The organism is Microbulbifer sp. ABM4_008 (assembly GCF_056311705.1).
In genome coordinates this window covers 642,580-669,101 of the sequence record NZ_CM149970.1, presented here as the reverse complement: position 1 = coordinate 669,101, position 26,522 = coordinate 642,580, and the positions used below count along the sequence as shown (strand labels likewise).

General features: G+C 54.2%; 23 protein-coding genes and 1 pseudogene. 11 read left to right on the top strand and 13 right to left on the bottom strand.

The genetic code is table 11. The features are described 5' to 3' along the window. Nucleotides 1-95: 95 nt before the first annotated feature. The 4 genes from ACYX4J_RS02890 (at nucleotide 96) to ACYX4J_RS02875 (ending at nucleotide 4,677) form a co-directional block, all read left to right on the top strand. On the top strand, nucleotides 96-980 hold the full coding sequence (locus ACYX4J_RS02890; protein WP_476177859.1) for a hypothetical protein: 885 nt from the start codon (nucleotides 96-98) through the stop codon (nucleotides 978-980). Between the two features lie 306 nt (nucleotides 981-1,286). Beyond that, nucleotides 1,287-2,177 carry a hypothetical protein gene (locus ACYX4J_RS02885; protein ID WP_476177858.1) on the top strand — a complete coding sequence of 297 codons (891 nt, stop codon included), beginning with the start codon at nucleotides 1,287-1,289 and terminating at the stop codon, nucleotides 2,175-2,177. Between the two features lie 295 nt (nucleotides 2,178-2,472). Next, nucleotides 2,473-3,354 carry a hypothetical protein gene (locus ACYX4J_RS02880; RefSeq protein ID WP_476177857.1) on the top strand — a complete coding sequence of 294 codons (882 nt, stop codon included), beginning with the start codon at nucleotides 2,473-2,475 and terminating at the stop codon, nucleotides 3,352-3,354. A gap of 447 nt (nucleotides 3,355-3,801) precedes the next feature. Next, the gene (locus ACYX4J_RS02875) at nucleotides 3,802-4,677 is read left to right on the top strand and encodes a hypothetical protein (protein ID WP_475711914.1); all 876 of its coding nucleotides are present in this window, start codon (nucleotides 3,802-3,804) and stop codon (nucleotides 4,675-4,677) included. A gap of 49 nt (nucleotides 4,678-4,726) precedes the next feature. On the opposite strand, the gene greA is transcribed toward ACYX4J_RS02875, so the two are convergent. From greA to dapB, 7 genes and pseudogenes are all read right to left on the bottom strand, one after another. Beyond that, complete coding sequence (gene greA, locus ACYX4J_RS02870) at nucleotides 4,727-5,203, bottom strand: transcription elongation factor GreA (RefSeq protein WP_413663270.1); 477 nt, start codon at nucleotides 5,201-5,203, stop codon at nucleotides 4,727-4,729. A gap of 87 nt (nucleotides 5,204-5,290) precedes the next feature. Continuing rightward, entirely contained in the window at nucleotides 5,291-8,518 is a 3,228-nt protein-coding gene (carB, locus tag ACYX4J_RS02865) for a carbamoyl-phosphate synthase large subunit (protein WP_444925862.1), read from the bottom strand. A gap of 380 nt (nucleotides 8,519-8,898) precedes the next feature. Continuing rightward, nucleotides 8,899-10,047, bottom strand: coding sequence for a glutamine-hydrolyzing carbamoyl-phosphate synthase small subunit (carA, locus tag ACYX4J_RS02860; RefSeq protein WP_282931318.1), 1,149 nt, complete (start codon nucleotides 10,045-10,047; stop codon nucleotides 8,899-8,901). A 330-nt stretch (nucleotides 10,048-10,377) separates the two neighbouring features. Beyond that, nucleotides 10,378-10,953: a YfiR family protein gene (locus ACYX4J_RS02855; RefSeq protein ID WP_444896134.1), complete on the bottom strand. Its 576-nt coding sequence runs from the start codon at nucleotides 10,951-10,953 to the stop codon at nucleotides 10,378-10,380. A gap of 168 nt (nucleotides 10,954-11,121) precedes the next feature. Then, a complete protein-coding gene (gene rimK / locus ACYX4J_RS02850) occupies nucleotides 11,122-12,030 on the bottom strand; it encodes a 30S ribosomal protein S6--L-glutamate ligase (protein WP_413665891.1) in 909 nt (302 codons plus the stop codon). Between the two features lie 129 nt (nucleotides 12,031-12,159). Then, nucleotides 12,160-12,444 (bottom strand): annotated as a pseudogene (locus ACYX4J_RS02845) (ATP-dependent zinc protease family protein); the annotation flags it as partial. A 224-nt stretch (nucleotides 12,445-12,668) separates the two neighbouring features. Beyond that, nucleotides 12,669-13,484 carry a 4-hydroxy-tetrahydrodipicolinate reductase gene (dapB, locus tag ACYX4J_RS02840; protein ID WP_476177856.1) on the bottom strand — a complete coding sequence of 272 codons (816 nt, stop codon included), beginning with the start codon at nucleotides 13,482-13,484 and terminating at the stop codon, nucleotides 12,669-12,671. Between the two features lie 232 nt (nucleotides 13,485-13,716). Here dapB and ACYX4J_RS02835 point away from each other — a divergent pair, with 232 nt between their 5' ends. After that, nucleotides 13,717-14,166, top strand: a complete 450-nt coding sequence (locus tag ACYX4J_RS02835; RefSeq protein ID WP_282931315.1) for a hypothetical protein — start codon at nucleotides 13,717-13,719, stop codon at nucleotides 14,164-14,166. A 125-nt stretch (nucleotides 14,167-14,291) separates the two neighbouring features. On the opposite strand, the gene dnaJ is transcribed toward ACYX4J_RS02835, so the two are convergent. From dnaJ to grpE, 3 genes are all read right to left on the bottom strand, one after another. Then, a complete protein-coding gene (gene dnaJ, locus ACYX4J_RS02830; protein ID WP_282931314.1) occupies nucleotides 14,292-15,416 on the bottom strand; it encodes a molecular chaperone DnaJ in 1,125 nt (374 codons plus the stop codon). 228 nt (nucleotides 15,417-15,644) lie between these two features. After that, nucleotides 15,645-17,591: a molecular chaperone DnaK gene (dnaK, locus tag ACYX4J_RS02825; RefSeq protein ID WP_282931313.1), complete on the bottom strand. Its 1,947-nt coding sequence runs from the start codon at nucleotides 17,589-17,591 to the stop codon at nucleotides 15,645-15,647. A gap of 123 nt (nucleotides 17,592-17,714) precedes the next feature. Continuing rightward, the gene (gene grpE / locus ACYX4J_RS02820; RefSeq protein ID WP_282931312.1) at nucleotides 17,715-18,335 is read right to left on the bottom strand and encodes a nucleotide exchange factor GrpE; all 621 of its coding nucleotides are present in this window, start codon (nucleotides 18,333-18,335) and stop codon (nucleotides 17,715-17,717) included. Between the two features lie 228 nt (nucleotides 18,336-18,563). On the opposite strand from grpE, the gene recN reads away from it, so the two are divergent. Both recN and ACYX4J_RS02810 read left to right on the top strand, forming a co-directional pair. Beyond that, nucleotides 18,564-20,231, top strand: a complete 1,668-nt coding sequence (gene recN, locus ACYX4J_RS02815) for a DNA repair protein RecN (RefSeq protein WP_476177855.1) — start codon at nucleotides 18,564-18,566, stop codon at nucleotides 20,229-20,231. Nucleotides 20,232-20,511: 280 nt separating this feature from the next. Continuing rightward, nucleotides 20,512-21,111, top strand: coding sequence for a 1-acyl-sn-glycerol-3-phosphate acyltransferase (locus ACYX4J_RS02810; protein ID WP_413663277.1), 600 nt, complete (start codon nucleotides 20,512-20,514; stop codon nucleotides 21,109-21,111). Nucleotides 21,112-21,161: 50 nt separating this feature from the next. Here the strand turns inward: ACYX4J_RS02810 and fur are convergent, their stop codons facing one another. Further along, nucleotides 21,162-21,572: a ferric iron uptake transcriptional regulator gene (gene fur / locus ACYX4J_RS02805; RefSeq protein ID WP_282931309.1), complete on the bottom strand. Its 411-nt coding sequence runs from the start codon at nucleotides 21,570-21,572 to the stop codon at nucleotides 21,162-21,164. A gap of 278 nt (nucleotides 21,573-21,850) precedes the next feature. On the opposite strand from fur, the gene ACYX4J_RS02800 reads away from it, so the two are divergent. After that, on the top strand, nucleotides 21,851-22,195 hold the full coding sequence (locus tag ACYX4J_RS02800) for an outer membrane protein assembly factor BamE (protein ID WP_413663278.1): 345 nt from the start codon (nucleotides 21,851-21,853) through the stop codon (nucleotides 22,193-22,195). On the opposite strand, the gene ACYX4J_RS02795 is transcribed toward ACYX4J_RS02800, so the two are convergent. Together ACYX4J_RS02795 and ACYX4J_RS02790 are read right to left on the bottom strand one after the other, a co-directional pair. Then, nucleotides 22,192-22,545, bottom strand: coding sequence for an RnfH family protein (locus tag ACYX4J_RS02795; RefSeq protein ID WP_413663279.1), 354 nt, complete (start codon nucleotides 22,543-22,545; stop codon nucleotides 22,192-22,194). The two genes, ACYX4J_RS02800 and ACYX4J_RS02795, sit on opposite strands and share 4 nt — an antisense overlap. Next, a complete protein-coding gene (locus tag ACYX4J_RS02790) occupies nucleotides 22,542-22,982 on the bottom strand; it encodes a type II toxin-antitoxin system RatA family toxin (RefSeq protein ID WP_413663280.1) in 441 nt (146 codons plus the stop codon). Before ACYX4J_RS02790 ends, ACYX4J_RS02795 begins: the two co-directional genes overlap by 4 nt. A 190-nt stretch (nucleotides 22,983-23,172) precedes the next feature. On the opposite strand from ACYX4J_RS02790, the gene ACYX4J_RS02785 reads away from it, so the two are divergent. The 3 genes from ACYX4J_RS02785 to ACYX4J_RS02775 are packed head-to-tail and all read left to right on the top strand — an operon-like array spanning nucleotide 23,173 to nucleotide 26,473. Then, the gene (locus ACYX4J_RS02785; protein WP_413663281.1) at nucleotides 23,173-24,591 is read left to right on the top strand and encodes a sodium-dependent transporter; all 1,419 of its coding nucleotides are present in this window, start codon (nucleotides 23,173-23,175) and stop codon (nucleotides 24,589-24,591) included. Nucleotides 24,592-24,606: 15 nt separating this feature from the next. Then, nucleotides 24,607-25,086 carry an SsrA-binding protein SmpB gene (gene smpB / locus ACYX4J_RS02780; RefSeq protein ID WP_282931304.1) on the top strand — a complete coding sequence of 160 codons (480 nt, stop codon included), beginning with the start codon at nucleotides 24,607-24,609 and terminating at the stop codon, nucleotides 25,084-25,086. Between the two features lie 40 nt (nucleotides 25,087-25,126). Continuing rightward, nucleotides 25,127-26,473, top strand: coding sequence for a sodium-dependent transporter (locus tag ACYX4J_RS02775; protein WP_445358945.1), 1,347 nt, complete (start codon nucleotides 25,127-25,129; stop codon nucleotides 26,471-26,473). The last annotated feature ends 49 nt before the right edge of the window (nucleotides 26,474-26,522 follow it).

The following is a 26,522-nucleotide window of genomic DNA, read 5'->3' as shown; positions in this document are numbered from 1 at the left end:
TATGGAGTCTTTTGTCCTTCCTAGGCTTGATGCTTCACCGCAACTGAAATCATGGGGATAAGAAAAATCCACCTTACCTTCAATCGGAGATATCGATGCGAATCCATACACCAATTTCCGTGGGCATCAGTCTATGCCTTGTCGGGTCAATTACTTATGCGGATGGAAATACAACTACCGTGGAACAAACGGGTAACAATCACCAGGTAACTGCAAACCAAGTAGACCCAACAGCAACTAACAATTTTATTGAGGTTATTCAGGCAGATGAAGCACAGGTTAGCAATAGCCTGCAAGACACTTCAACCAACTTGAGTATCATCAGACATGAACAGGTAACACTGGGGAATGAAGCTGACTCGACTCAAACTAATTTCTCAGATGATGCAGAGGTAAATATCTATCAGGAGGGCGCTGGAAATTTCGCCTCTACTTTACAGGACAGTACTTCTTCCAGCTTTGTTGACATTTCTCAGTTCAATTCTGCAAATGACATCATTTTCTCCCAAACAGACAGTAGTTTCGATACCGTCAACCTCTATCAGTCTGGTTTTGATAACCAGATGTTAGTGACTCAAACTACCACCACGTTTAACAGCCTAAATGTGTCTCAAACGGGTGATCAAAATAGCGCAGATGCCGAACAAACAGGGTTTGATAATCTATTGACCTCCTCGCAAACGGGCAATCTGAATACTTATTTTTCTATACAAACGGGTGACATCCTGGTAGCAACAAGTACCCAGATAGGAGATGGTAACATTAGTACCCAGACCCAGACGGGAGATATTTTGTTGGTTTCTACGCTACAAGATGGTACTGGCAATATGTCCATCGTGGATCAAGCTGGAGCAATGCAAACTGCAAGCAGTACCCAGATAGGAACAACTAACCTTCATACTATTACCCAAAGCATCGACAATCAAACGGCTATTGGCATTCAGAATGGTGTGTTAAACCAAGGATTTATCATGCAGTAGCGGCATATTCGTTCCGGCTGAAAGTTATTATATTTTCAATATGGATAGAGGAAAGAATGCATTTTTCAATGCCAGCTTTAATTTATGAGTCACTCACAAAGCTACCCAAAGAATGGCATTCTTTCCTTACCTGATAAAAATACTGCATCAATATTTTCTTACGTAGCAGTGGTTTCAAAATTCTTCGTCTACAGTTTTCCATGTAAACGATTTCTCACATTTTGACGTTACTCACTTCACAGGTATCACAGGCAAAAGTTTTAACGACCGGATTTACCACTAGACGGTAATACACAGGAGTTAGCCGTGCAGAAGATTACCGTAATTCCACTGGTATTGGCGATATCTGCCACCAGCTTGGGTTATGCTGCAGAAAATACTACATTAATCACCCAAAGTGGCTCCAGTAACTCAGCTGTAGCGGATCAAACTGACCCAAGCGCTATCGATAATCACCTGGAGATCAGTCAGGACGGCTCTGCTCATATTGCAGAGGCCGTACAGCAAAACGAAATTGAAAGCTCAATTATCCAAATACAAGAAGGCAGCCTCAACGACGCCTATAGCCTGCAAATGGATGGGATCGCAAATAGCGTAGAAATATTCCAATCGGGCTCTAATAATCGTGCCAATAGTTACCAATTGGCCACACAGCATGGGCAATCAACAATACGGCAGGTGGGATCGGGTAATGAAGCAGAAATCCAACAACATCTCGGTAGCGATAACGTCTCTGTTATAGAGCAAATGGGTGAGATGCATGGTGCCTTGATTGGTCAATACGCGAGCTTTAATTCTGATGCGTTGATATTCCAGCAAGGCTCAAGCCATGAAGCCATAATCAGCCAGGAAGGCACCGGGCACTACGCCAGTATCCAACAGATCGGCGCCGCCAACAGCGCAGATGTCGCCCAGTCCGATATGTACAACGAATTGGACCTCTATCAGGATGGCGAGGGCAACATGGCCACCATCGTGCAAGTATCCTGGTATAACAGTGCCTACGTCACTCAAGATGGCTACTTAAATTCCGCCAATATTATGCAGGCCGGGAATGGTGGATTAGGCGGTGGCCATATGGTGATCGTCAATCAGTCTGGCAGTATGAATGACGCAACTGTGATTCAAAATGGTTTCTCCCAATCTGCCAATATTACCCAAACCGGTACCGGTAATACGGCAGTGGTTTTACAGTAACGAAGTTATTACCAGTCGGAGTAAGGTCAACTTATTCCGACTGGATTCCTGAGGTAAAAGCACTCATTTCTTGATACTTATTTCTCATTAAATTGAGAATAAAGCCCTATAGAAACTTACTATACCGCCATCAACAATGAAAATAGCGGTAGTTGGGTCAATTCGCTTTTAGCGCTCTTAATAATTACTGTCCGGAATTTAATTTCCAGTAGTAATTTCTCTATGTTTTCCCGCCGACGCCGCACTTTAAAACCGTAATTTTCATGCTCCTTGTTATGTAGTCGTGGAGGTATTCGTGAAAAAAGTTATTTATTCGCCGGTAGTCACATTTATCGCATTTCTTTCCGTCAATTCCGCCTTTGGGAATGACCAAACCGTAGAGCAGATACAGGTTGGTATTGGCAACAATGCCGTTGCCAACCAGAGGTTTCCGCTTAATGAGGGCAACTTAATCCTGCAAGAGCAAATTGGCTTTTTTAATGACGCCACCGGCATTCAATCCATAGAAATCAACAGCACAATTTCCCAATTTCAAACTGGCCGCAATCATTTTTCCAGAGTCTCCCAATCTACTGGTAGCGACAATGCGGGACAGAGCGTACAGATTGGCTCTAATAGCAGATCGCTTACCCGGCAAGTTAACCAAATAAACGGTTTCTCCCTGCATACTCAGGATGGCCAGGGACAGGTTGCCACCACGGTACAAATTTCCGGGGCCAATAACAGCGTCAATATTGAGCAGACAGATAGAGCCAATGTCGCCGCCGTGGCACAAGTATTCAGTTTTACCGGTAATGCCTCAATCTCACAGGCGGGTTTGCTTAATTTAGGTGTCAGTGAGCAAACCGGCATCGCTCATGAATCTTCAATTACCCAGACAGGCGCACTTAACTTTTCCGAAATGGAGCAGCTGGGCACGGGGAATTCATCGTCAGCTTCACAGGAAGGGTTGTTAAATTCAGCAAATTCTTTGCAAGCTGGTGTTGGCAATACCAATCAATCAAGCCAAATTGGGCTGGAAAATAACGTTTCATTTTCTCAACTAGGTCTAAATCAAATGGCCAGTAGCACCCAGATTGGCCTATTTAACCAAGTCCAAGCCAATCAGATGAGAGCGGGAGCATCCAGCAACACCCTACAGATCGGCATTTCCAACAGCAGTCATATTTCTCAGTAAATAGGCTCGCAGCAAAATTGCCAATCAAAAAATCCGACTTAAATCCCCGCTCTATTCATAGCCACAGGCAAAAGCTATAGAGAGAGAAAAGTGAAATTAGAACTCTGCAATAGAACTTTCTTCTCAAGGATTTACAACTTCTCTCCTATAGCGACTGCCTCAATTCCCAGCAAGAATATTGAGGACGGAACGAAATTTTGGACTCCTAAGCAGTATCAGGGAAGCCATCAAAATGTATCAGTCCTACTCTCCCGCTTACCTGTTTGACTGGCGGCAATGCCTTTGCGGCAACGCTGCTCCCCCTCTTTACAGTGATACCTACCCCTCCGGCTAGGTGCACCTGCTGTAAAACCCTCGGCGCAGGATGACGTGCCACCCCCTTTCAGCCATTTAGGCTGGTATTTCACCATGTGATGCTCATTGAAGTTTGTAGTAATGGAGACACTCATGAAGACATTGACCCCTATCGCTGTAGCCCTAACCCTGGCCATCAGTGGAACCGCTTATGCGGGCGGCAACACTGCCACTCAGGACCAGAATGGCGGCCACAACAATGCCACTATCGATCAGACCGGGCCGCTGACCTGGGATAACAACGCTATGCAGGAACAGCATGGCCATAGCAATGATGCAGAGATCACTCATAGCATTGAACTCGGCAGCTATGGGTACCAGTACCAGGAAGGTGATCACCATTCAGCGGAGTTGCTGCAAAGCGGCGGTGCCGGCAACGAGTCGTTCAGCTTCCAGTCCGGCAACACCAACGTGTCTGAGACCTATCAGATTGGACAGCTGGGCAGTTACTCCGCCCATCAGCAATCTGGGGACAACCACTACGCCCTCACCTATCAGTTTGCAGGTGCTGGCAACATGGTGATGATTAGCCAGATGGACAGCCACAACACGGCAACCGCCACCCAGGTTGTTAGCGTTGGTTCTGAGACCGTTATTCGCCAGAGAGGAGAACTGCACAACGCAGATACCTTCCAGAGCGGCTTTGGCCACGATGCCGGCATGCGCCAGTCCGGTGAATCCAATGATGGTGATATTCGTCAGGTAGGTGGTGATCACTACGCCCGTATGCGTCAGCGTGGCCACAACCAGGAAGCGGATATTTCCCAGGCTGGGTATGACCACAGTGCACGCGCCCGCCAGAGAGGCCACCACAATGATGTGTACCTGGGACAGATCGGTTCTGGACACACCGCTTCGGCGCGCCAATCAGGGCACAACAACAATAGCCTGGTGGGACAGTTCGGCCTCTATGAAACTGCCACAGTAATGCAGTCTGGCCATGCTAACCAAAGTTACGTTTGGCAATAACAAGAAAAAAAAGGGCGGCCCATGGCCGCCCTTTTTTATCACCTGTAATTTACAGGTGCTCAACCGCATCGATTTCGTACTCCACCGCACCGGAAGGTGTTTGGACTACCACCACATCACCCACTTCCTTGCCGATCAACGCGCGGGCAATCGGGGAGTTCACCGAGATCTTGTGCTTTTTAACATCGGCCTCGTCGTCACCCACAATTTTGTATGTGACTTCCTTATCGTCATCCAGGTGAATAATCGTTACCGTAGTACCGAAAATTACCTTGTCACTGGGCTCGATGCTTTTCACATCAATGACCAGAGAGTGGGAAAGCTTGCTTTCGATTTCCTGGATACGGCCTTCGATAAAGCCCTGCTTTTCCCGCGCCGCGTGGTATTCGGCATTTTCCTTCAAATCACCGTGTTCGCGCGCTTCAGCAATCGCCTGTACAACGGTAGGGCGTTCAACTTTTTTCAGATTGTCCAGCTCTGAGCGCAGCGCTTCTGCGCCTTCAACGGTCATTGGTACCCGGTTCAATGTGGGACCTCCATTATTGTTACGACGAAACCGGGCCCAGTGAGATCACGGGGCCCGGTTGGATTTCACAAGTTGGTTTTAAAGCTATTAAGACAGCTTTACGACACGCTGGTGAAGGTCTTGCAGGCGGCGAACCTGTAGCGGCTGCTCCTGACGCATGGCCATCGCCATGGCCTGGGCCGCCGCCAGGGTGGTGGTGTAACACACCTGGTGGTTCTCGGCACTGCGACGGATATCCGCAGAGTCGCGAATCGCCTGGCGCCCTTCGGTAGTGTTCACTACCAGTGCAATCTCGTCGTTCTTAATCATATCGACGATATGCGGGCGACCTTCACTCATCTTGTTGACGGTTGTAACGGGAATATTGTTTTCTTGCAAGACCTTGGCGGTGCCGCGGCTGGCAATTACTTCGAAGCCAAGCTCCACCAGATCGCGAGCTACGCCCACTGCGTCGGCCTTGTCGAAGTCACGCACAGAGATAAATGCGCGTCCGGACTCCGGCAGGCGGTCGCCTGCGGCAACCAGGCCCTTGTCGAAGGCCTCTGCGAAGGTAGCGCCTACGCCCATCACTTCACCGGTGGATTTCATCTCGGGGCCGAGAATCGGGTCCACTTTCGGGAACTTGTTGAACGGGAATACAGACTCTTTAACGGAGTAGTAGTCCGGTACGATCTCTTCGGTAAAGCCCTGTTCCTGCAGGCTGATACCCGCCTGACAGCGCGCAGCCACTTTCGCCAGTGAAGTGCCGATGCACTTGGAGACGAAAGGTACGGTACGGGAAGCGCGCGGGTTCACCTCAATCACGTAGATCTCGCCATCCTGGTAGGCCAGCTGGGTGTTCATCAAGCCAACTACGCCCAGCTCGCGGGCCATGGCTTTCACTTCTTCGCGCATACGGTCCTGCACATCCGCCGGCAGGCTGTAAGGCGGCAGGGAGCAGGCGGAGTCACCGGAGTGAACACCACACTGTTCAATGTGCTGCATAATGGCGCCGATCACAACGTCCTGGCCATCGGATACCGCATCGATATCCACCTCAATGGCGGCGTTGAGGAAGTGATCCAGCAGTACCGGCGCTTCGTCGGAAACCTGTACCGCTTCTTTCATATAAGTGAGTAGCTCGTCTTCTTTGTAGACGATCTCCATCGCGCGGCCGCCCAGTACGTATGACGGGCGCACAACCAGCGGGTAGCCCACGTCTTTCGCCGCCTGGATGGCTTCGGAGACAGAGCGCACGATAGCGTTCTTCGGCTGCTTGAGGCCGAGACGCATAATCATCTGTTGGAAGCGCTCGCGGTCTTCAGCGCGGTCGATTTGCTCTGGGGTGGTACCGATAATCGGCACACCTTCGTTGGCCAGGTAGCGCGCCAGGTTCAGCGGAGTCTGGCCGCCGAACTGTACGATCACGCCTTCCGGCTTCTCTTTGGCAACAATTTCCAGCACGTCTTCCAGGGTTACCGGCTCGAAGTAGAGGCGGTCGGAAGTGTCGTAGTCGGTGGAAACAGTCTCCGGGTTACAGTTGACCATGATGGTCTCGTAACCGTCTTCGCGCATCGCCAGTGCGGCGTGTACACAGCAGTAGTCGAACTCGATGCCCTGGCCGATACGGTTGGGGCCACCGCCGAGTACCATGATTTTCTTTTTGTCAGACGGCTGCGCTTCGCACTCCTCATCGTAGGTGGAGTACATGTAAGCAGTAGAGGTGCTGAACTCAGCAGCACAGGTGTCCACGCGCTTGTAAGACGGGAATACACCCAGCTTGTGACGGAATTCGCGCACAGTCTTCTGGCTCACCCCCAGCAGGTCCGCCAGGCGGCGATCGGAGAAGCCTTTGCGCTTGAGGAAGCGCATTTGCTCAGTAGTCAGCGCCGAGGTAGGCAGTGACTTGAGCGGCTCTTCGATTTTGATCAGCTCTTCAATCTGTACCAGGAACCAGGGATCGATACCGGACAGGTCGTAAACTTCGCCGACGCTCATGCCCATACGGAAGGCGTCGCCCACGTACCAGATGCGCTCGGCACCCGGAACGGAGAGTTCGCTGCGCAGACGGGTCTCAGCGCCGTCTTTGCTCGGGTCAATCTTGCTTTCCAGGCCGAAGCTGCCCACTTCCAGACCACGTAGGGCTTTCTGCATGGACTCCTGGAAGGTGCGGCCGATCGCCATCACTTCACCCACAGACTTCATTTGGGTGGTCAGGCGCGCATCGGCTTCACCGAATTTCTCAAAGGTGAAGCGCGGGATCTTGGTGACAACGTAATCGATAGACGGCTCGAAGGACGCCGGGGTAGCACCGCCAGTGATATCGTTCTGCAACTCGTCCAGGGTGTAACCCACCGCCAGCTTGGCCGCGACCTTGGCGATCGGGAAGCCGGTGGCCTTGGAGGCCAGTGCGGAGGAGCGGGATACCCGGGGGTTCATCTCGATCACAACTACGCGGCCAGTCTTCGGGCAAACGCCGAACTGTACGTTGGAGCCGCCAGTCTCAACGCCGATCTCGCGCAGTACCGCGATAGAAGCATTGCGCATCAGCTGGTATTCCTTGTCGGTCAGCGTCTGCGCCGGGGCAACGGTGATGGAGTCACCGGTGTGTACGCCCATCGGGTCGAAGTTCTCGATGGAACATACGATGATGCAGTTGTCGTTCTTATCGCGAACCACTTCCATCTCGTACTCTTTCCAGCCGAGCAGGGATTCGTCGATCAGCAGTTCGTTGGTGGGGGAGAGGTCGAGACCGCGCTTACAGATCTCTTCAAACTCCGGCCAGTTGTAGGCCACACCGCCACCGGAACCACCCATGGTGAAAGACGGACGGATAATTACCGGGAAGCCAAACTCTTCCGGCACCTTCTTCGCCTCTTCCATGGAGTGGACGATCTTGGCGCGCGGAGTTTCCAGGCCGATCGCCTTCATCGCCTTGTCGAACAGATCGCGGTCTTCCGCTTTCTCGATAGCGTCTTTGTCCGCACCGATCAACTCGACATTGAATTCCTTCAGGACACCGTGCTTGTCCAGGTCCAGGGCGCAGTTCAATGCAGTCTGGCCGCCCATGGTAGGCAGGATAGCGTCGGGGCGCTCCTGCTCGATAATCTTGGCAACCGTGCGCCACTCTACCGGCTCGATGTAAGTGGCATCGGCCATGGCCGGGTCGGTCATGATGGTGGCCGGGTTGGAGTTCACCAGGATCACCCGGTAACCCTCTTCGCGCAGCGCCTTACAGGCCTGGGCGCCGGAGTAGTCAAATTCGCACGCCTGGCCGATCACGATGGGGCCTGCGCCGATAATCAGAATGCTTTGGATATCTGTGCGTTTTGGCATCTTTCTTCCGTTCTACTACCGGCAAAGGCCGGCTGCGCTAAATTTCATTCGTTTTTTGTTAAGGAGACTCTAAACAACTCCGTGATGCCTCTGGCTTGCAGAGCGGTTCACAATCAAGGCGCGGCTTCGCAGGAATGTCTAGACCTTTCAAGAAGTCGCAACGCGGAGTGTGAATCGCTCTGCAAGCCCCGAAGGGCGGTCCTTGAAGGCTACAGCTGCTGCGTTGCAGCTCTTGCCAAGGGCTATGGCCATTCGCGGCGAGCTGCGCCTAACATCTGCAGCCTTCAAGGACCCGCAGAGGTATTACGGCGTTATTCAGAGTCTCCTTAAAACCGCCGCAAAAGCGGCGGTTAATTGCCCTACCCTGGGCGGCTACGCCCTTAGGCGCGCTCTTTCATCAAATCGATAAAGTGGTCGAACAACGGCGCCACATCGTGTGGGCCCGGGCTCGCTTCCGGGTGTCCCTGAAAGCTGAAGGCCGGCTTGTCCTTCAGGTGAATACCCTGCAAGGTACCGTCGAACAGGGACTTGTGGGTAACTTCCACATTGTCCGGCAGGCTATCGGCGTCCACTTCGAAACCGTGGTTCTGCGCGGTGATCATCACCTTGGTGCTGTTCAGGTCTTGTACCGGGTGGTTACCACCGTGGTGACCGAACTTCATCTTGGCAGTTTTACCGCCCACCGCCAGGCCCAACAACTGGTGGCCCAGGCAGATGCCGTAGGTGGGGATGCCAGCGTCCAGGATTTCGCGAATAGCGGTGATCGCGTATTCACAGGGCTCGGGGTCGCCGGGGCCATTGGACAGGAATACACCGTTGGGATTCATCGCCAGTACTTCGGAAGCCGGAGTCTCCGCCGGTACTACGGTGATGTCACAGCCGCGATCCACCAGCATACGCAGGATATTGCGCTTCACACCGAAGTCGTAAGCCACCACTTTGAAGGGCTGTTCCGGCGCGGCCTTGTGGCCTTCGCCCAGTTCCCAGGTACCTTCGCTAAAGGGGTAGGCTTCCTTGGTGCTCACTACCTTGGCCAGGTCCATCCCTTTCAGACCGGCAAATTCCTTGGCCTTGGCCAGGGCTTCTTCGCGGTCGATATTATCACCGGCAACGATGCAACCGCTCTGCGCACCTTTGTCGCGCAGCAGGCGCGTCAGGCGACGGGTGTCGATATCGGCGATACCAACGATATTGCGCTCGCGCAGGTAGTCCTCCAGGGACTGCTCGTTGCGGAAGCTGCTGGCCAGCAGCGGCAGGTCGCGGATTACCAGGCCGGCGGCCCAGATATCAGCGCACTCTTCGTCTTCCTGGTTGGTGCCAGTATTGCCGATGTGCGGGTAGGTCAGAGTCACAATCTGGCGGGCGTAGGAGGGATCGGTGAGGATCTCCTGGTAGCCGGTCATGGATGTGTTGAACACGACCTCGCCAACAGAACTGCCATGGGCACCGATTGCGCGTCCTTCAAAGACACTACCATCTGCGAGCACCAGCAGCGCGGGAGTTGTACTCTGCATAAAGTTGTGGGGCATGAAAGCCTCCGACGTAGGGACAGCTTTAGTCAAATTGAACTCCAATCTTCAGAACTGCTTCCGGGCGGGGTTTGCGGGCTTCGGAGCACGCGGGCTCCTGACTGGTGCGCGCATAAAAAAGCGAGATGAAACATCGCAGCTTCATCTCGCTTTAAAAATCTGTTCACGCGTGATTCTCACAAAGTGGCCGACGGTTGCCGCCAGCTTTTTAGTAGGCTCACGCTGCGCGATTCAGCTTCGCGGCACCGGCCCAAATCGGGCGCAGATTCTACGCGAATTCACCTCTGGACGCTAGTGCAAAAATACGCCAGGCTACTTTCCCTGAAAATCTCACTCCGGCTTGCGTCCCAACCGGAAAAGACTGCTGCCCATTTTCAGCTCCGCCTTCTCCAGCATGGTCTTATTCATACGCAGGGCCACCTCCCGGCCGCTGTCGGCAAACTCGATCATACCGCCAGTGGCGGCAAAGCGCTCGGCATCGCTAACCGTCAGTACCGGGAAAAACTCCAGTGCCACCAACGCCTTGAGCAGTGTGGGGCGATCCAGGGTACTCAGCACCACAATCTGGCACTTGCGCGCCCGCAGCATCTCCTTGACCTCAATTTTCTCAAGCTCCACATCCCGCCCATCAATACGCTGATTCTTGAATCGGGCCGCCAGTGGCTCACCGAGAGAATCCCCACCCATTAGGCACACCTTGAACGGGGCACTACTGTTGGCAAAGGCATTGACCGGCCACTGTAGGTGGTAGGCGAAGTGCACTATGTAATCCACCATTACCCGCCGCCCCAAAGGCGTATCGGAGAGCTGCACCGCAGCCTGGGCACCCACACCGGTGAAAAGTACTGTCAGGAAAAGTATCAGGGCGGGAATAGTGCGGAGTGAACCTGGGCTGGATATCGTCATAGAAGCTCAAACCCTGTGGTTTGCATCTCCCGAAAGGAAGCTGCGGTGGGCTGTTACCCGCAGCGGCCAAAGCTCGCTGCGGCTCTATTTGCGCGCCAGCGAAAAGCCCGGCCACCTACTCAGGTTAGCCCAACGCAAAGGCCCCCGCCGGGACCAGAGTTACAGCGCCTAAAGATCCTCCCCCGGCAATATCGGGCGCCACTTCAACGCCTTTTCGATAGATATGATCATGGCTCCAGCCACATCCTTGCGTGTAGCGCTCTCGATGCCTTCAAGTCCCGGTGAGGAATTTACCTCCAATAACAGCGGCCCCTTGCGGGAGCGAATAATATCCACACCCGCCACCTTGAGCCCCAACACCTTGGCGGCCTTGACCGCCAGGCGCTTCTCCTCGGCGGTGACCTTCACTACTGAAGCCGTACCGCCCTGGTGAATATTGGCACGAAATTCCCCAGGTGCCGCCTCGCGCTGGATCGAGGCCACCACACGGCCATCGATAACAAATAGGCGAAGATCCTTACCCTCCGCTTCGCGAATAAACTCCTGCACCAGAAGATTGGCCTTGAGGGACTTAAACGCATTAATCACCGACTCCCCAGCCTTGCGGGTTTCCGCCAGAACGACACCGCGCCCCTGGGTTCCCTCCAGCAACTTCACCACCAGTGGCGCACCGCCCACCATTTCGATCAACTCATTGGTATCCACTGGGGAATTGGCAAACCCAGAGGTTGGAATATTTAGTCCACTTTGTTGCAGCAACTGCAGGGAAAATAATTTATCCCGGGACTGACTGATAGCGGCAGAGCCATTCAGGGCAAAAATATCCAGGCTCTCAAAGTGCCGCGTCAGCGCACAACCGTAAAAAGTCTGGCTGGGGCGAATGCGGGGAATAACTGCATCCAGGCTATTGAGTATGCGGCCATCCCGGTAATGCACTTCCGGCTCATCAGGGTCGAGCTTCATATAGCACTGGCGGATATCGAGAAAACTCATACGATGTCCGCGCTCGGCTCCCGCTTCCATAATGCGCCGGTTGCTATAGAGATCCGGATTCGATGCCAGCAGCCCGATGCGCAGGCCGGTACCGGCAATATGGTGCTCATCCCGATAATATTCATCCAACTGGCTTTTCGGGATATCGCCAATACAGAAGCTCTCTGCCGGATCTACCAGCATTCGCCCAATCATGGCTTCGCGCCCCAGCAACATGCGATAGCCCATGCTGTCCCGATTGGTCAGGGTCAGTTCGATATCCCAGACACTGCCACCAATGGAAATAGAGGTACGAATTACCGGGCGTTTTTCGCTTTCACCGGAGGAGCTGCGCACCAGCCTTTTATCCAAAAGCCGCGCCTCACAGCGCACTGAAGGGCGGCGCTGGTGCTGCAGTGGATGCGCCTCAAAACTCACCCAGGGTTCGCCATCGCGCTTGAAGGTATGGATGTTGTAAGCGTGCAAACAGGAAGTTTTAGCCCCGGAGTCCACACGCACCTTAATCGCCGGGACGCCGAGTGCGGGAAGTCCGCACCACTCTTCGCTGCCGACAATCAGCTTTCTTTCCAATCGAGATTCCTCAAAGGAAGATTACAGGGTGACCGGTCGAACGAATGTTGCCGGCCTTTTAGTTTTACCCGCAAAAATGGCGGGCAAATGAAAATCGAAAATTTCTTTCACAGCGCCCCTGCAGGCGCTGAATTTATTTACTCTAAGTAAGATTAGTTAAGGCCGAGCACATCGCGCATATCGTAGTGCCCCGGTGCCCGCGCACTCCCTTCCTCTCCCATCATCCACAGTGCCGCGCGCACAGCACCGCGAGCAAAAGAGAGCCTGCTGCTGGCGCGGTGGCTAATTTCGACCCGCTCACCTTCCGCCAGGAACATCACCGAATGCTCACCTACCACATCACCACCGCGCACTGTGGCAAAACCGATAGTATCCCGATCTCGGGCACCGGTTTGACCTTCGCGGCCGTAAACTGCCACTTTATCCAGGTCGCGCCCCAGAGTTTCCGCAATCACTTCTCCCATACTCAGTGCTGTGCCGGAAGGTGCATCCACTTTGTGGCGATGATGGGCTTCGACAATCTCGATATCGGCCTCTTCCGCCATTACCCGCGCAGCAGTTTCCAACAATTTAAAGCACAGGTTTACCCCGGTGGAAAAATTACTGGCGAGGCACAGCGGCACCTGATCCACATAAGCCAATACTTTATTTTTTTGCTCGCTATCAAAGCCCGTGGTGCCGATTACAATGGGGACATTTTTCTCCGCACAATAGGCAGTATTTTCCACAGTCGCTTTAGGGGCTGTGAAATCAATAAGTACATCAAAGTCTGCCTTATCGAGGCTGTCCACAATAGCGAGGCCGCTGCGGCCCAGACCGGCAACTTCGCCGGCATCGGCGCCGACCAAGCTGGAGCCAGGCCGCACTATAGCCGCTGACAGTTCGGCCTTATCAGACAGGGACAAAGCCTCCGCCAACGCTCGTCCCATTCGACCACCAAATCCCGTCACCGCCACTTTTACCGCCATCACAGCACTCCAGTCCAAATCTATAAGGTTCTGGATTCTACAACGCACCCGGTAGAGCGCATAGATACCAGTAAGCCAGTATTAGCGAGTCTAAAAATCGCTAATCACTTCGCAAAAGTAAAACAAAAAGAAATATCCACATATTTTTAAATTACCAAGAGGATACTTGCGCAAAACGCGATATCAGGGGCCACTGCTACGCTTTACTGTGAGGGGTAAATGGAGCGCCAATATGCGACTGATGATCCTGTCCAACCATCTACCACACATCATGGTGGTAGTGATCTCTCTGAGCCTGGCTTTTGGCAGCACGCCGGCATCTGCCCAGCAGCAAAATGCCAATCCAGACTTTTGGGAGAAGTATGATGATATTACCGATTGGGTGACGCTGCGTTTGCAGCTCACCCCGGGACAGGAAAAAACCGTATTACCCATTATGCAAAAGAGCTTCGCAGAGAAAAAAGCGGTGCTGGAAAAATACGGTTTACTCAGTGGTGAAAAGGTCGCCCTAACCCCCAAGCAACGCGGCGAAATTGGCGCTCAATTCGCAGCTATCAGTCTGGAAACACACAAAGAATTGGAAGGTATTTTAAATAAGGAGCAACTGCGCAAAGCGCAAAAAATTCAACAGGAATTCCTGAGTGAATTCGCAGCCCGCTTGAGAACCAAAACTTCCCAATAGAAGGCATTCTATTGGGGGGATAAAACTCACCCGGAAACAAAAAAGGCCCGAAAGCTAATGCTCTCGAGCCTTTTTAAATAGGCAACCCGCAAAAAAATTTAAGGTTTTGCCGGTGCCAACAGCGATTAAAGCTTCATATCACCAAAGAAGTTTTTCACCCCTTCAAACCAACCGGTCTGGCGCGGTGAATTTTTCTTTTCGCTGAGGGTATTAGAGAACTCTTGCAGCAAGTCTTTTTGCTTGCCGGACAAATTCACTGGAGTTTCTACCACAACGCGACACAGCAAGTCGCCGGTTGCACCACCGCGAACCGGGGAAACACCCTTGCCGCGCAGGCGGAACAGCTTGCCGGTCTGGCTTTCCGCAGGAATCTTCAGCTTCACTTTACCGTCGAGAGTCGGCACTTCCAGCTCACCACCGAGGGCAGCGGAAACGAAACTAATCGGCACTTCGCAGTAGAGGTTCTTGCCATCGCGCTGGAACAGATCGTGCTCTTTTACCACTACCTGTACATAGAGGTCACCAGCGGGGCCGCCATCGGGCCCGGCTTCACCTTCACCAGACAGGCGAATGCGATCACCGGTATCCACACCGGGCGGTACCTTAACGGACAGGGTTTTGGTTTCCTCTACGCGACCGCGACCGTGACAGCTGCCACAGGGATCGGAGATAGTGGTACCGCGACCGCGACAGTTGGGGCAGGTTTGCTGAACAGAGAAGAAACCCTGCTGCATACGCACCTGGCCAGCACCACCACAGGTGCCACAGGTTTGCGGAGAGGAACCGGGCTTGGCCCCGGAACCGCTACAGGTACCACAGGCTGCCAGAGTCGGAACGCGAATCTTGACCGTGGTGCCGCGCACCGCGTCTTCCAGGTCCAATTCCAGGTCATAGCGCAGATCGGAACCGCGAGCAGGGCCGCCGCGACGGCCACCGCCGCCACCACCGAAGATATCGCCGAACACATCACCGAAAATATCGGAGAAGCCACCGAATCCACCAGCGCCGCCACCGCCCATCTGGCCTTCCACACCGGCGTGGCCAAACTGGTCATAAGCTGCGCGTTTCTCGGAATCCGACAAAACCTCGTAGGCCTCATTGGCCTCCTTGAATTTGTTCTCCGATTCCTTGTCATCGGGGTTACGGTCCGGGTGAAACTTCATTGCCACCCGGCGGTAGGCTTTTTTCAGCTCTGCATCCGAAGCGCCGCGCTCGACGCCGAGGACTTCGTAATAATCGCGTTTCGACATAAAACTATGTTCTCTGGTCCGGCATCAAGAACGGCCAAACTCTCTTTCTACTTCTCGGTTTCTAACTAAGCCCCGCGAACGGAGCACCACCAAAACTGCGAAAACTCGGCAAATATTGGCAGATACCTGAAACAACACAGGGCGCGGGCCTCTGAAAGTAAGGCGCCGCGCCCCTGAAGTTCTCCGGCGGCCACTTTAAAAGCTGCCACCGGAATTGCAAGCGAACGCTTACTTACCTTCTTTTTTGTCGTCCTTAACTTCTTCGAACTCTGCGTCTACCGCGTCGTCGCCAGCGGAGGACTGCTGCTCGCCCTGGGCACCAGCGCCAGCGGCACCTTCAGCACCAGCGGCTTGAGCCTGCTCGGCGTACATCTTCTGAGCAACCGGACCGGAAGCTTCAGTCAGCTTGGTAGTTGCAGCTTCCATCGCAGCTTTGTCGTTGCCTTTAACGGCTTCTTCCGCTTCGGTAACAGCCGCTTCAATAGCTGCTTTCTCTTCAGCGGTAGCTTTGTCGCCAGCTTCTTCCAGAGTTTTCTTGGTCGCAGAAATCAGGCCGTCGAGCGTGTTACGAGTCTGCACCAGCTCTTCGAACTGCTTGTCCGCTTCAGCATTAGCTTCAGCGTCCTGAACCATCTTATCGATCTCGTCCTCGGACAGGCCGGAGGAAGCCTGGATCACAATGGACTGCTCTTTACCAGTGGCCTTGTCCTTCGCGTGTACGTGCAGGATACCGTTGGCATCGATGTCGAAGGTTACTTCGATCTGTGGCATGCCGCGCGGTGCCGGTGGGATATCGGCCAGGTCGAAACGACCCAGGGATTTGTTCTGTGCAGCCTGCTTGCGCTCACCCTGAACCACGTGAATAGTTACCGCAGTCTGGTTGTCATCCGCAGTGGAGAAAACCTGGGACTTCTTGGTGGGGATAGTGGTGTTCTTGTCGATCAGCGGAGTCGCAACGCCACCCATGGTTTCGATACCCAGGGTCAGCGGGGTTACGTCAAGCAGCAGTACGTCTTTAACGTCACCGGACAGTACGGCACCCTGGATAGCAGCGCCCATGGCAACGGCTTCGTCGGGGTTAACGTCTTTGCGCGGCTCTTTGCCGAAGAACTCGGTTACTTTCTGCTGAACCATTGGCATACGGGTCTGACCGCCTACCAGGATCACTTCGTCTACACCGGAAGCGGACAGGTCGGCGTCTTGCAGAGCGATTTTTACCGGCTCCAGGGAGCGGGTAACCAGCTCTTCTACCAGGCTTTCCAGCTTGGCGCGGGTCAGTTTAACCACCAAGTGCTTGGGACCAGTAGCGTCTGCAGTGATGTACGGCAGGTTGACTTCGGTCTGCTGGCTGGAGGACAGCTCGATCTTGGCTTTTTCTGCAGCTTCTTTCAGGCGCTGCATTGCCAGGGGGTCACCTTTCAGGTCGATGCCCTGGTCTTTCTTGAACTCGTCTGCGAGGTATTCGATCAGTCGCAGGTCGAAGTCTTCACCACCGAGGAAAGTGTCACCGTTGGTGGACAGTACTTCGAACTGCTTCTCGCCGTCTACGTCGGCAATTTCGATGATGGAGATATCGAAGGTACCACCACCCAGGTCGTATACCGCTACAGTGCGGTCACCGCCCTGCTTGTCCAGACCGTATGCCAGTGCAGCGGCAGTCGGCTCGTTGATAATACGCTTAACGTCCAGGCCCGCGATGCGGCCGGCGTCTTTAGTGGCCTGACGCTGGGAGTCGTTGAAGTAAGCCGGTACGGTAATTACTGCAGCTTCTACTTTCTCGCCGAGGAAGTCTTCCGCAGTCTTTTTCATTTTCTTCAGGACTTCGGCAGAGATCTGCGGCGGAGCTTTTTTATCGCCTTTCACTTCTACCCAAGCGTCGCCGTTGTCAGCTTCAGTGATGGTGTAAGGAACCATCTTGATATCTTTCTGGACAACGTCGTCTTTGAATTTACGGCCGATCAAACGCTTAACCGCAAACAGAGTATTTTGGGGATTGGTCACCGCCTGACGCTTGGCAGACTGACCTACCAGAATTTCGTTGTCGTCAGTGAAGGCAACAATAGAAGGTGTAGTGCGATCGCCTTCGGCGTTTTCGATTACACGCGCTTTGTCACCATCCAGTACCGCTACACAGCTGTTAGTGGTACCCAGGTCGATGCCGATAATTTTTCCCATCTGTAAAATCCTCTTTTGATGCGCGCTGCCAGCTATGTTCTGTTTACACCGCGCGAATAATTCTTGATGTCAGCTATATTGGTGCCGGCCGCTAAATTTCAAGGCCGCTTTACACTTCTGCCGTTACGGCGCTTTGCTGACCACCACCATGGCCGGGCGAACCAGGCGGCCATTGAGGCGATAACCTTTCTGAAACACATCCAGAACCGTGTTCGGCTCCACCTCGCCGTTGGGCACCTGGGTCATAGCCTGGTGCAGCTCTGGGTCGAAGGGCTCACCGGCCGGATCGACAACTTCCACAGCATTTTTCGTCAGGGTTTCAACGAAAGATTTGTGGGTCAGCTCGATACCTTCTACCAAGGCCTTGTTGGCTTCGTCGGCCGTATCGATCGTCGCCAGTGCACGCTCGAGGTTGTCCACTACAGGCAGCAAGTCCTGTAGCAACTTCTCTACCGCAAATTTGCGCGCGCGCTCGATATCCTGTTGCGCGCGGCGACGGGCGTTCTGCTCTTCCGCCTGGGCGCGCAGGGCCATATCCTTGTGCGCTGCCAGCTGCTCCTGCAACTTGATAATTTCCTCGTGCAGGGCATCGGCACCTTCGGCCTCTTCCCGCAGGGCTTCCTCGGCAAGTTCGCTTTCTATAGATGAAGGGTCTTCAATCTCTGCTGAAACGCCCTCGTCTGTAGCTGGTGCGTGCTCCGCCCCCTCTTTAATCTGATCTTCTTCGCTGCGCTCTCTGGCCACTGCTTTCTCCGTCGCGTCGACTCTGTCAGTAATGTGAGTTGAGCCCGTCTCTCGGGCACTGGAGCCTATATGGGGACATCCCCGCACAGTTCAAGTGGTTTTTCGCGCTAGCGCACATCCTCAGAGTAATGTGGCCCCGCCCCTATAGCTAACCGGGAACGAATACTGTATAAATAACCACTAATTGGGCCGGGCGCCCGCCGATTAGCAAGGACACAAGCGATCTCTATGCTGCTGCATCTGTCTATCAGCCAATTCACCCTGGTGGACCAACTGGAGTTGGAGTTTGGTCCCGGTACCAGCACCCTGACCGGCGAGACCGGCGCGGGTAAGTCAATCACCTTGGATGCCCTCGGCCTGGCGCTGGGCGGTCGCGGCAGCGCTGAGCTTGTGCGCACCGGCGCCAATCGCGCCGACATCAGCGCCACATTTGATATCGCCGAGCACCCCAGCGCCGCCAGCTGGCTCGAGTCCCAGGAGCTGGACGCCGGGCAGGAAGTCATTCTGCGCCGCACTATTGGCGCCGATGGCCGCTCCCGCGCCTATATCAACGGCCAACCGGTCACGCTATTGCAGCTACGCGCCCTCGGCGAGCAGCTAATTGATATCCACAGCCAGCACGAACACCAATCCCTGCTGAAGAAAGAAACACACCTGCGCCTGCTGGATGAATACGCCCAGGCCCAGGAACTCGCCGCAGAGACCCGCAGCCGCTTCAAAACCTGGCGGGATCACTATCGCCGCTATCGCACCCTGGCTGACAGCGCCGAGGAAGCCGAAGCCCGCCGCCATTTGCTGGAATACCAGCTTAAGGAGCTGGATCAACTTGGCTTGAGCGAAGGGGAAATAGAGTCCCTCGAGAGCGAACAGCAACAGCTGGCCAATGCCGGGGAAATCCTCAGTGGCAGCTACCAGTTGGCCGCTTTCTTGTCCGGCGGTGAAGGCGATATCGCCGAACAACTGCACCGCGCCCTGCAACTGCTGTCCTCCATGCCCGGACAGGCTCCGGCCTTAGTGGAAGTGGCACAGATGCTCGACAGCGCGCGCATCCAGGTAGATGAGGCCGCAGCCACCCTCTCCCGACATATCGATCGCTTCGAGATGGACCCGGAGCGACTCTCCGAGGTTGAAGACAGGCTCAGCGCCATCTACCAGGCGGCGCGCAAACACCGAGTCCAACCGCAGGAGCTGCCGGCTCTGCAGCAACAGTTACAGGCAGAGCTGGACGATATCGGCAGCCCAGATGCCCTGGATCGCCTTGCCGCAGATTGTGAACAACTGGAGAAGCAGTACAGAAAAGTTGCCGGCAAGCTCAGCAAACTGCGCAGTAAAGCGGCAACTTCGCTGGCGGAGGCCGTAAACGGCCAGCTGGCCGACCTGGCCATGCCTCACGCTCGAGTAGAGCTATCACTACAAGAGCTGGATACGCCCAATAGCCAGGGACTTGAAGAAGCGGAGATATTAATTTCCACCAACCCGGGCCAACCGCCTCGCCCCCTGGGCAAGATTGCCTCCGGCGGTGAACTCTCCCGGGTCAGTCTGGCAATCCAGGTGGTAACTGCGCAAACCTCCCGCACCCCCACCCTGGTATTCGACGAGGTGGATGTGGGTATCGGCGGTGCCACCGGTGATGTGGTGGGCCGCCTGCTGCGTCAACTGGGGGAAACCCGCAATGGCCGCAGCGGCCAGGTGATCTGTGTGACCCACTTGGCCCAGGTAGCGGCGCGAGCCCACCGCCAATACCTGGTGGAGAAGCACAGCGATGGCGAAAGTGTTTTTGTGGCACTGCGCGAACTCACCAACGGCGAGCGCCGCGAAGAAGTGGCGCGCATGCTCGGCGGCGCCCCCACCGCCCAATCCCTGGCTCATGCCGAGGAAATGCTGGAGAGAAATTAACTCTCCAACCCCTCTCTCGGGCTGGCTATGGAGTCAGCCCCACCTCCTTCATACGATTCCAGCGCCAAATGTCACCAAAGGGCAAAAATGGTGCATTTTGGTAAGCAATCTTATACCGTAGATCAATAAATGACCGCCACACAATCCGGTATACCACCCCTTTCGTCGGATATATGTGCCGATTTAGGACAAACGCACAAATATGACTGGGAGCGGCGGCTAAAGTCACCATATACTTGGCGGCTTATTTTTCGATGTATGAGTAGTCCCGGCCGAGGTTATGCAGAGAACGATTTTCAACACCCCTATTGTCACCCCAATCCTCCGCTTGGTTGCACGGGTGCTACTGAAGTTGCACGGCTGGCGTGTCAAAGCTGACGAGCAGTCTCTCAAACTAAAGCAGTACGTATTGATCGGCGCCCCCCATACCACTAACTGGGATGGCTATTACTTTATTCTCGCCGCACTCAAACTGAAGATGACCCCGCAGTGGATGGGCAAAGACAAGCTATTTACCTTCCCGCTGGGTGGCCCCATGCGCTGGTTCGGCGGTATCGCCGTAGACCGCAGCAAAGCCAACAACCTGGTGGATGCCACCGCCAGGCAGTTCAAACTGCGCAAAGAACTGGTTATCGCTATTCCCCCCGAGGGCACTCGCGGTTTGGCGGAACGTTGGAAGACCGGCTTTTACCATATCGCCCGCAACGCCAGGGTGCCGGTAGTGCTGGGCTATATCAGCTTCCCCAAAAAAGAAGTGGGCATAGGCCCGATAGCGCAATTCAGTGAAAACCTGGAAGCCGAGCTGTTGAAGCTCAAGGAATTTTACGCTGATAAAATTGGCAAGTTCCCAGAGCTTTACACCCCACCCTGCCAGTCGTAACACTCAGCGTAAGCATTTGAAGGGTGCGGTGAATACCGCACCCGGAAGAATCACTTCTCTTTTTCTGTCACATACAGAACCAGGCTGTGGCCAGTCAGCTCATAGCCGTGCTCTTCAGCGATCTGGCGCTGTAGCTCCTCAATCTCTTCATTGTGGAACTCGATAACCTTACCGGTATCGGTGCAGACCATATGGTCGTGGTGATCGCCTCGATCCAACTCAAATACAGAGTGGCCGCCATCGAAGTTGTGGCGCACAACCAGGCCCGCGCTCTCAAACTGGGTCAATACCCGGTACACAGTAGCTAGGCCGACATCCTCTCCCGCCTCCAGCAACAGCTTATAGACATCCTCAGCACTCAAATGCTGCTCACTAGTGCTTTCGAGCAATTGCAGAATCTTCACCCGCGGCAGAGTGACCTTGAGGCCAGCCTTGCGCAATTCCTGGTTTTCGTTCGACATGTATCAATATTTCCCGGCAGGATTTTAAAAGTTATCCGAAGTTGCCCAAACCCACAGCGGCCATTTATAAAGGATTCCGACCCTGGAGTCCCGTCTGTCAGCGAGCCAACTCTTCAGGTATTATCCCATGCCCTACGGAGTCAGAGAAACCCCGTACTGCTCACTTAGGGCAGAACTGGTAAGTGGAGGAACTTTTTTTCTCCACTTGAGACTAAACTGACTGTTTGTAAGAAATCAGCGTGAGCGCTGCCGTTTGAAACCGAATAATGGAGCAATGAATGCCGCCTAGTCTGAGATTTCTCACTATCGCCTTCCTGTGCAGCTTGCTGGGAGCTTGCACACTCGTAAAATTCCCCGGTGTACACCGTATTGAGGTGCAGCAGGGCAATATCATTACCCAGGAGATGGTGGATCAGCTAAAACCAGGGATGACGCGACGCCAGGTACAGTTTGTTCTGGGCACTCCGCTGCTGGAAGATACTTACAACCCCAACCGCTGGGATTACGTCAATCGCCTTCGCGATAAGAAAGGCAATATCACCCAAAAGACCTTTAGCGTTTACTTTGATGAAGACTCCCTGGTAGCCACCAGCGGCGACTGGCAGCCCACAGGCTGGCCCTAAGCAGAAGTCCCCTCGGCGCCTTTCTTCTTCTCAGCCATACGCTTGGCTTTCTCGGCGCGCTGCTTGCGCGCCTCTTTGGGATCGGCGATCAAGGGGCGATATACCTCAACCCGGTCCCCGGGTTGCAGGACATAACTTTCCGCCGGCGGCAGCCCCTTACTCCCCAGCACCTGGGCAAAAATACCCATCTTTGCCGTATCCGGATCGACTTCAGGATACTCCTTGGGAATTCCCGAGCGAATTAGCGCCTCCCGCGCAGTAGTACCCTCAGATACCAACAAACGCATTAATCGCTGTTCGTGGGGCAGCGCGTACACCACCTCCACCGAGATTGTTTTCTCTTCTGTCATTGGGGTTTCCCGTAAACTTCTTCCGCGCGCTCACACATAACCGCGACCATCTGGTTGGCCAGGTCACTGAAAATTTTTCCCGCAGCCGCCGCGATCAATCGATTTTTCATCGAAAACGAAAGGGTAAAACTCACTTTACAGGCATTTTCAGCCAGTGGAGTAAATTCCCACAGTCCCTCGAACTGCTCGAAAGGACCATCCACCAGCTTGAGCGTCATCGACTTGGGACGCACCAGCTGATTGCGGGTCACAAAGCTCTGCTTTATACCCGCGCGCGACAAATCCAGGCGCGCCTCTAAAGTGGTGTCATCGCTGTGGATAATCTCCGCAGCGCGACAGCCGGGTAAAAATTGTGGGTAACTGGCCACATCGTTGACCAGATCAAACATTTGTTCCGCGCTGTACATCACCAGCGCACTGCGTTCTATTTCAGTCATTCCTACTGTCTAACCCAGTCCATCAGGCAAAATTACCTGGGATTACCGTTGAACGGCTAATTTTGCCAGTCGGCGCTACTCAAGCAAGACAATTCCTGCAACAATCGCATTTTTTACCGGTGGGCCACACTTAGCCCCAGCCGCAGTAACAAAAACTACAAGCATTCAAAAAATAATAGCGAGAGTACTTATGACCGCAGTGAGAGAGCATTTTGGGTCAAGGCTGGGCTTTATCCTGGCCGCAGCAGGTTCCGCCGTCGGTATTGGCAACCTGGTCGCATTCCCTGTAGCAGCCACCAAGAGCGGGGGCGGCGCCTTCTTACTGGTCTACGCTCTCTTCGTATTTCTGATCTGTCTGCCGGTGATGATGGCCGAACTCGCTATGGGGCGCCGTTCAGATAAAGACCCCGTCGGGGCCTATCGGCAGATATCCAAGGGCTCCACGCTGTGGAGTATTCCCGGCTGGCTGGCCCTGATCACGCCATTTATGATCGCGGTTTTTTATCTGGTAGTCACCGTATGGGTAATGGGATACCTGGTAGAGATCTTCTCCGGCAACCTGGATAAGCTCGCCACTCCGGATTTCTTTATCCACTTTATCAATACACCCACGGTATTTATTTACCTGGTTGTCCTGATGCTGATCATCAATGCCATTCTCGCTATGGGCGTTAAAGACGGTATCGAGCGGGCCGCAAAAACCCTGATGCCCATGCTGTTTGTCATGTTATTGGGATTGGTGTTCTTTGTACTGACTCTGGATAACGCCGCCCTCGGTTTGCAGTACTACCTGGTACCCGACTTCAGCAAAATTGATGGCAACGTAATCAGTAAAGCCATGGCCCAGGCCTTCTTCTCCCTGTCTCTGGGAATGGGCATCATGATTACCTACGGCTCCTATATGAAGAAGAAGGACTCCATTCCCGGCTCTTCCCGCGCCGTAGCGATTACTGACACTTTGGTAGCCTTTACTGCTGGCCTGCTGATTTTGCCGAGTATTTTCCACTTTAACCCGCAGATTGATCCGACAGAGCTGAGCGACTCATCCGCCGGTATGATCTTCCTGTTCCTGCCGAAGATATTCCTCGCTTTGCAAGACGGAATCGGCTACATGGGCGCCAGCGCCGTAGCGGCCATCTTCTTCTTCCTGGTACTGGTTGCCGCCATTACCTCACTGGTTTCCATTATTGAGGTGCCTATCGCCACCCTGCGCGACGAGCGCAACATGGAGCGTAAGAAGGCTATCTACATCGTTGCGGCAGTTCAATTTGTACTGGCCATCGCTTGCGCCGTATCATTCGGTATGGCCACTTGGTTTACAGAGTTTGTACAACTGGCCGGCGCAAACAAGTCGTTCTTTGATTTGGTGGAGATCATCTTCTACGACACCATCCTGCCTCTAAACGGCCTGCTGGTATGTCTGTTCGTGATCTACAAATGGAAGAAATCCAATTTTGATAAAGAGCTGCAAGAAGGTGACAGCAACTTTGCAGGCTCGTTTTCGCAAAAATACGTTAACTTCTCCCTGGGCACTTTTATCCCATTGATACTGCTGCTTATCTTTATCAATACCGTGGCCCTGAAGTTTTTTGGACACAGTTTTATATAGTCACTCGTAGTTTTCATGGCCAAGAAAAAGAAAGCACAAACATCCAATACCATCGCCCTCAACAAGAAGGCCCGCCACGACTATTTCATTGAAGAAAAGTTTGAGGCGGGCGTTGAGATGAAAGGCTGGGAAGTCAAAAGCTGTCGGGAGGGCAAAGCCCAGCTGACCGACAGCTATGTCATTTTCAAAAACGGTGAAGCCTGGCTGCTGGGTGCCAACATCCAGCCGCTGCCCAGTGCCTCCACCCACTTTGTTACCGAGCCCGACCGCACCCGTCGCCTGCTGCTCACCAAGCGCGAACTTTCCAAGCTGATCGCCGCTGTTGAGCAGAAGGGCCACACCGTGGTTGCCACAGCCATGTACTGGAAAGGGCATCTGGTGAAGTGCGAAGTCTGCCTTGCTAAAGGTAAGGCGAGCCATGACAAACGCGAGACTGAGAAGAAGCGCGATTGGAACCGCGAAAAGCAGCGCCTAATGCGCTCGGCGCACAAATAGTGCACAGTGAACTATTAGAAGAATAATTACGGGATTTACCATGAGTGCACCGCGAGGACAGTTCAGCTCGAATATTGGCTTTTTGATGGCTGCGGCGGGTTCCGCCGTTGGTCTCGGCAATATTTGGGGCTTTCCAACCAAGGCCGCCAGTAACGGCGGCGCCGCCTTTGTAGTCGCCTACTTATTTCTAGCCTTTGCGCTCGCCTACCCGGCCCTGATGGCCGAACTCACCATCGGCCGCCACGCGCGCCGCAATATGGTGCAGGCGCTGCGTTCCATTTCCAACGGTCCCATCAGCCGCTTTTTCGGGGGCCTGACCGGCTTCGGCGGTATCCTGGTGGCCTCCCTGATCCTGAGCTTCTACGCCATTGTGGCGGGCTGGATGGTGGCCCACCTGGCCGAACCTTTCGCCAGCCTGTTCGGTGCCCAGGAAGCGGCCCAGTGGTTGGCCGGAAACAGCACCGATCGCAATATGATCATGACTGCCATCTTCAGTGGCCTCACCATGTTGATTATCGCCAGTGGTGTTGAGAAAGGGATCGAGCGCTGGTCCACCCTGTTGATGCCATCGCTGATCATCCTGTTATTGCTGTTGATCTGCTACGTGCTCACCCAGCCCGGCGCCCTGACCGGCCTGGAAGTGTACCTGATGCCCAACTTCGACCACTTCACCCCGGATCTGCTGATCTCCGCCATGGGCCAGGCCTTTTTCTCCCTATCCCTGGGTGTAGGCACCATGCTGATTTACGGCTCCTACCTGAGCCAGCAGGAAAGCCTGCCGCGCCTCGGCGCCCTGGTAACCCTGATTGATGTGGGCATCGCCTTCACAGCGGGCTTGCTAATCCTGCCCGCCATGTATGTAGCCCAGGAAGCCGGTACCCAGATCTTCTCTGCCGACGGTTCCCTGATCGCCGGCCCGAGCCTGATCCTGCAAGTTCTGCCCGCGCTGTTCGACACCATGGGGGAAGCCGGGATATTCGTCGCCATCGCCTTCTTCGCACTGATGGTTATCGCCTCCCTCACCTCCTCCATTTCCATGCTGGAAGTGCCGGTGGCATTCTCTATCGAGAACCTGAATATCCCCCGCCGCATCGCCACCCCGATCGTTGGCCTGATCATCTTCGGCGTGAGCTGCGGCATCATCTACAACTTCGACGCCCTCTTCGGACTGGCAGTCAGTATCAGTACTGAATATGGCCAGCCCCTGCTCGGCATTGCACTATGTATCTTTGCCGGCTGGATCTGGCGCCGCGACCAGCTGCTGAGCGAACTCAAGAAAGGCCATGAAGATATCGAAAACACCCTGTTCTGGAAGATCTGGCCCTGGTACGTGCGCATCGTCTGCCCACTGCTAATCCTGACCGCTTTCGTACAGTCCATTCGCTAAACTGATCTCCCCCCGGCGGTACCTCACCGCCGGGAACTCCCTTCCCACC

Coding starts and splice junctions, on each gene's coding strand:
- ACYX4J_RS02835 (WP_282931315.1), top strand. CDS start 13,717: ATGCGACTGATGATCCTGTCCAACCATCTACCACACATCATGGTGGTA.
- recN (WP_476177855.1), top strand. CDS start 18,564: ATGCTGCTGCATCTGTCTATCAGCCAATTCACCCTGGTGGACCAACTG.
- ACYX4J_RS02790 (WP_413663280.1), bottom strand. CDS start 22,982: ATGACTGAAATAGAACGCAGTGCGCTGGTGATGTACAGCGCGGAACAA.
- ACYX4J_RS02800 (WP_413663278.1), top strand. CDS start 21,851: ATGCCGCCTAGTCTGAGATTTCTCACTATCGCCTTCCTGTGCAGCTTG.
- ACYX4J_RS02875 (WP_475711914.1), top strand. CDS start 3,802: ATGAAGACATTGACCCCTATCGCTGTAGCCCTAACCCTGGCCATCAGT.
- ACYX4J_RS02775 (WP_445358945.1), top strand. CDS start 25,127: ATGAGTGCACCGCGAGGACAGTTCAGCTCGAATATTGGCTTTTTGATG.
- dnaK (WP_282931313.1), bottom strand. CDS start 17,591: ATGGGAAAAATTATCGGCATCGACCTGGGTACCACTAACAGCTGTGTA.
- fur (WP_282931309.1), bottom strand. CDS start 21,572: ATGTCGAACGAAAACCAGGAATTGCGCAAGGCTGGCCTCAAGGTCACT.
- ACYX4J_RS02855 (WP_444896134.1), bottom strand. CDS start 10,953: ATGACGATATCCAGCCCAGGTTCACTCCGCACTATTCCCGCCCTGATA.
- ACYX4J_RS02795 (WP_413663279.1), bottom strand. CDS start 22,545: ATGACAGAAGAGAAAACAATCTCGGTGGAGGTGGTGTACGCGCTGCCC.
- ACYX4J_RS02810 (WP_413663277.1), top strand. CDS start 20,512: ATGCAGAGAACGATTTTCAACACCCCTATTGTCACCCCAATCCTCCGC.
- ACYX4J_RS02890 (WP_476177859.1), top strand. CDS start 96: ATGCGAATCCATACACCAATTTCCGTGGGCATCAGTCTATGCCTTGTC.
- smpB (WP_282931304.1), top strand. CDS start 24,607: ATGGCCAAGAAAAAGAAAGCACAAACATCCAATACCATCGCCCTCAAC.
- carA (WP_282931318.1), bottom strand. CDS start 10,047: ATGCCCCACAACTTTATGCAGAGTACAACTCCCGCGCTGCTGGTGCTC.
- dapB (WP_476177856.1), bottom strand. CDS start 13,484: ATGGCGGTAAAAGTGGCGGTGACGGGATTTGGTGGTCGAATGGGACGA.
- ACYX4J_RS02785 (WP_413663281.1), top strand. CDS start 23,173: ATGACCGCAGTGAGAGAGCATTTTGGGTCAAGGCTGGGCTTTATCCTG.
- dnaJ (WP_282931314.1), bottom strand. CDS start 15,416: ATGTCGAAACGCGATTATTACGAAGTCCTCGGCGTCGAGCGCGGCGCT.
- carB (WP_444925862.1), bottom strand. CDS start 8,518: ATGCCAAAACGCACAGATATCCAAAGCATTCTGATTATCGGCGCAGGC.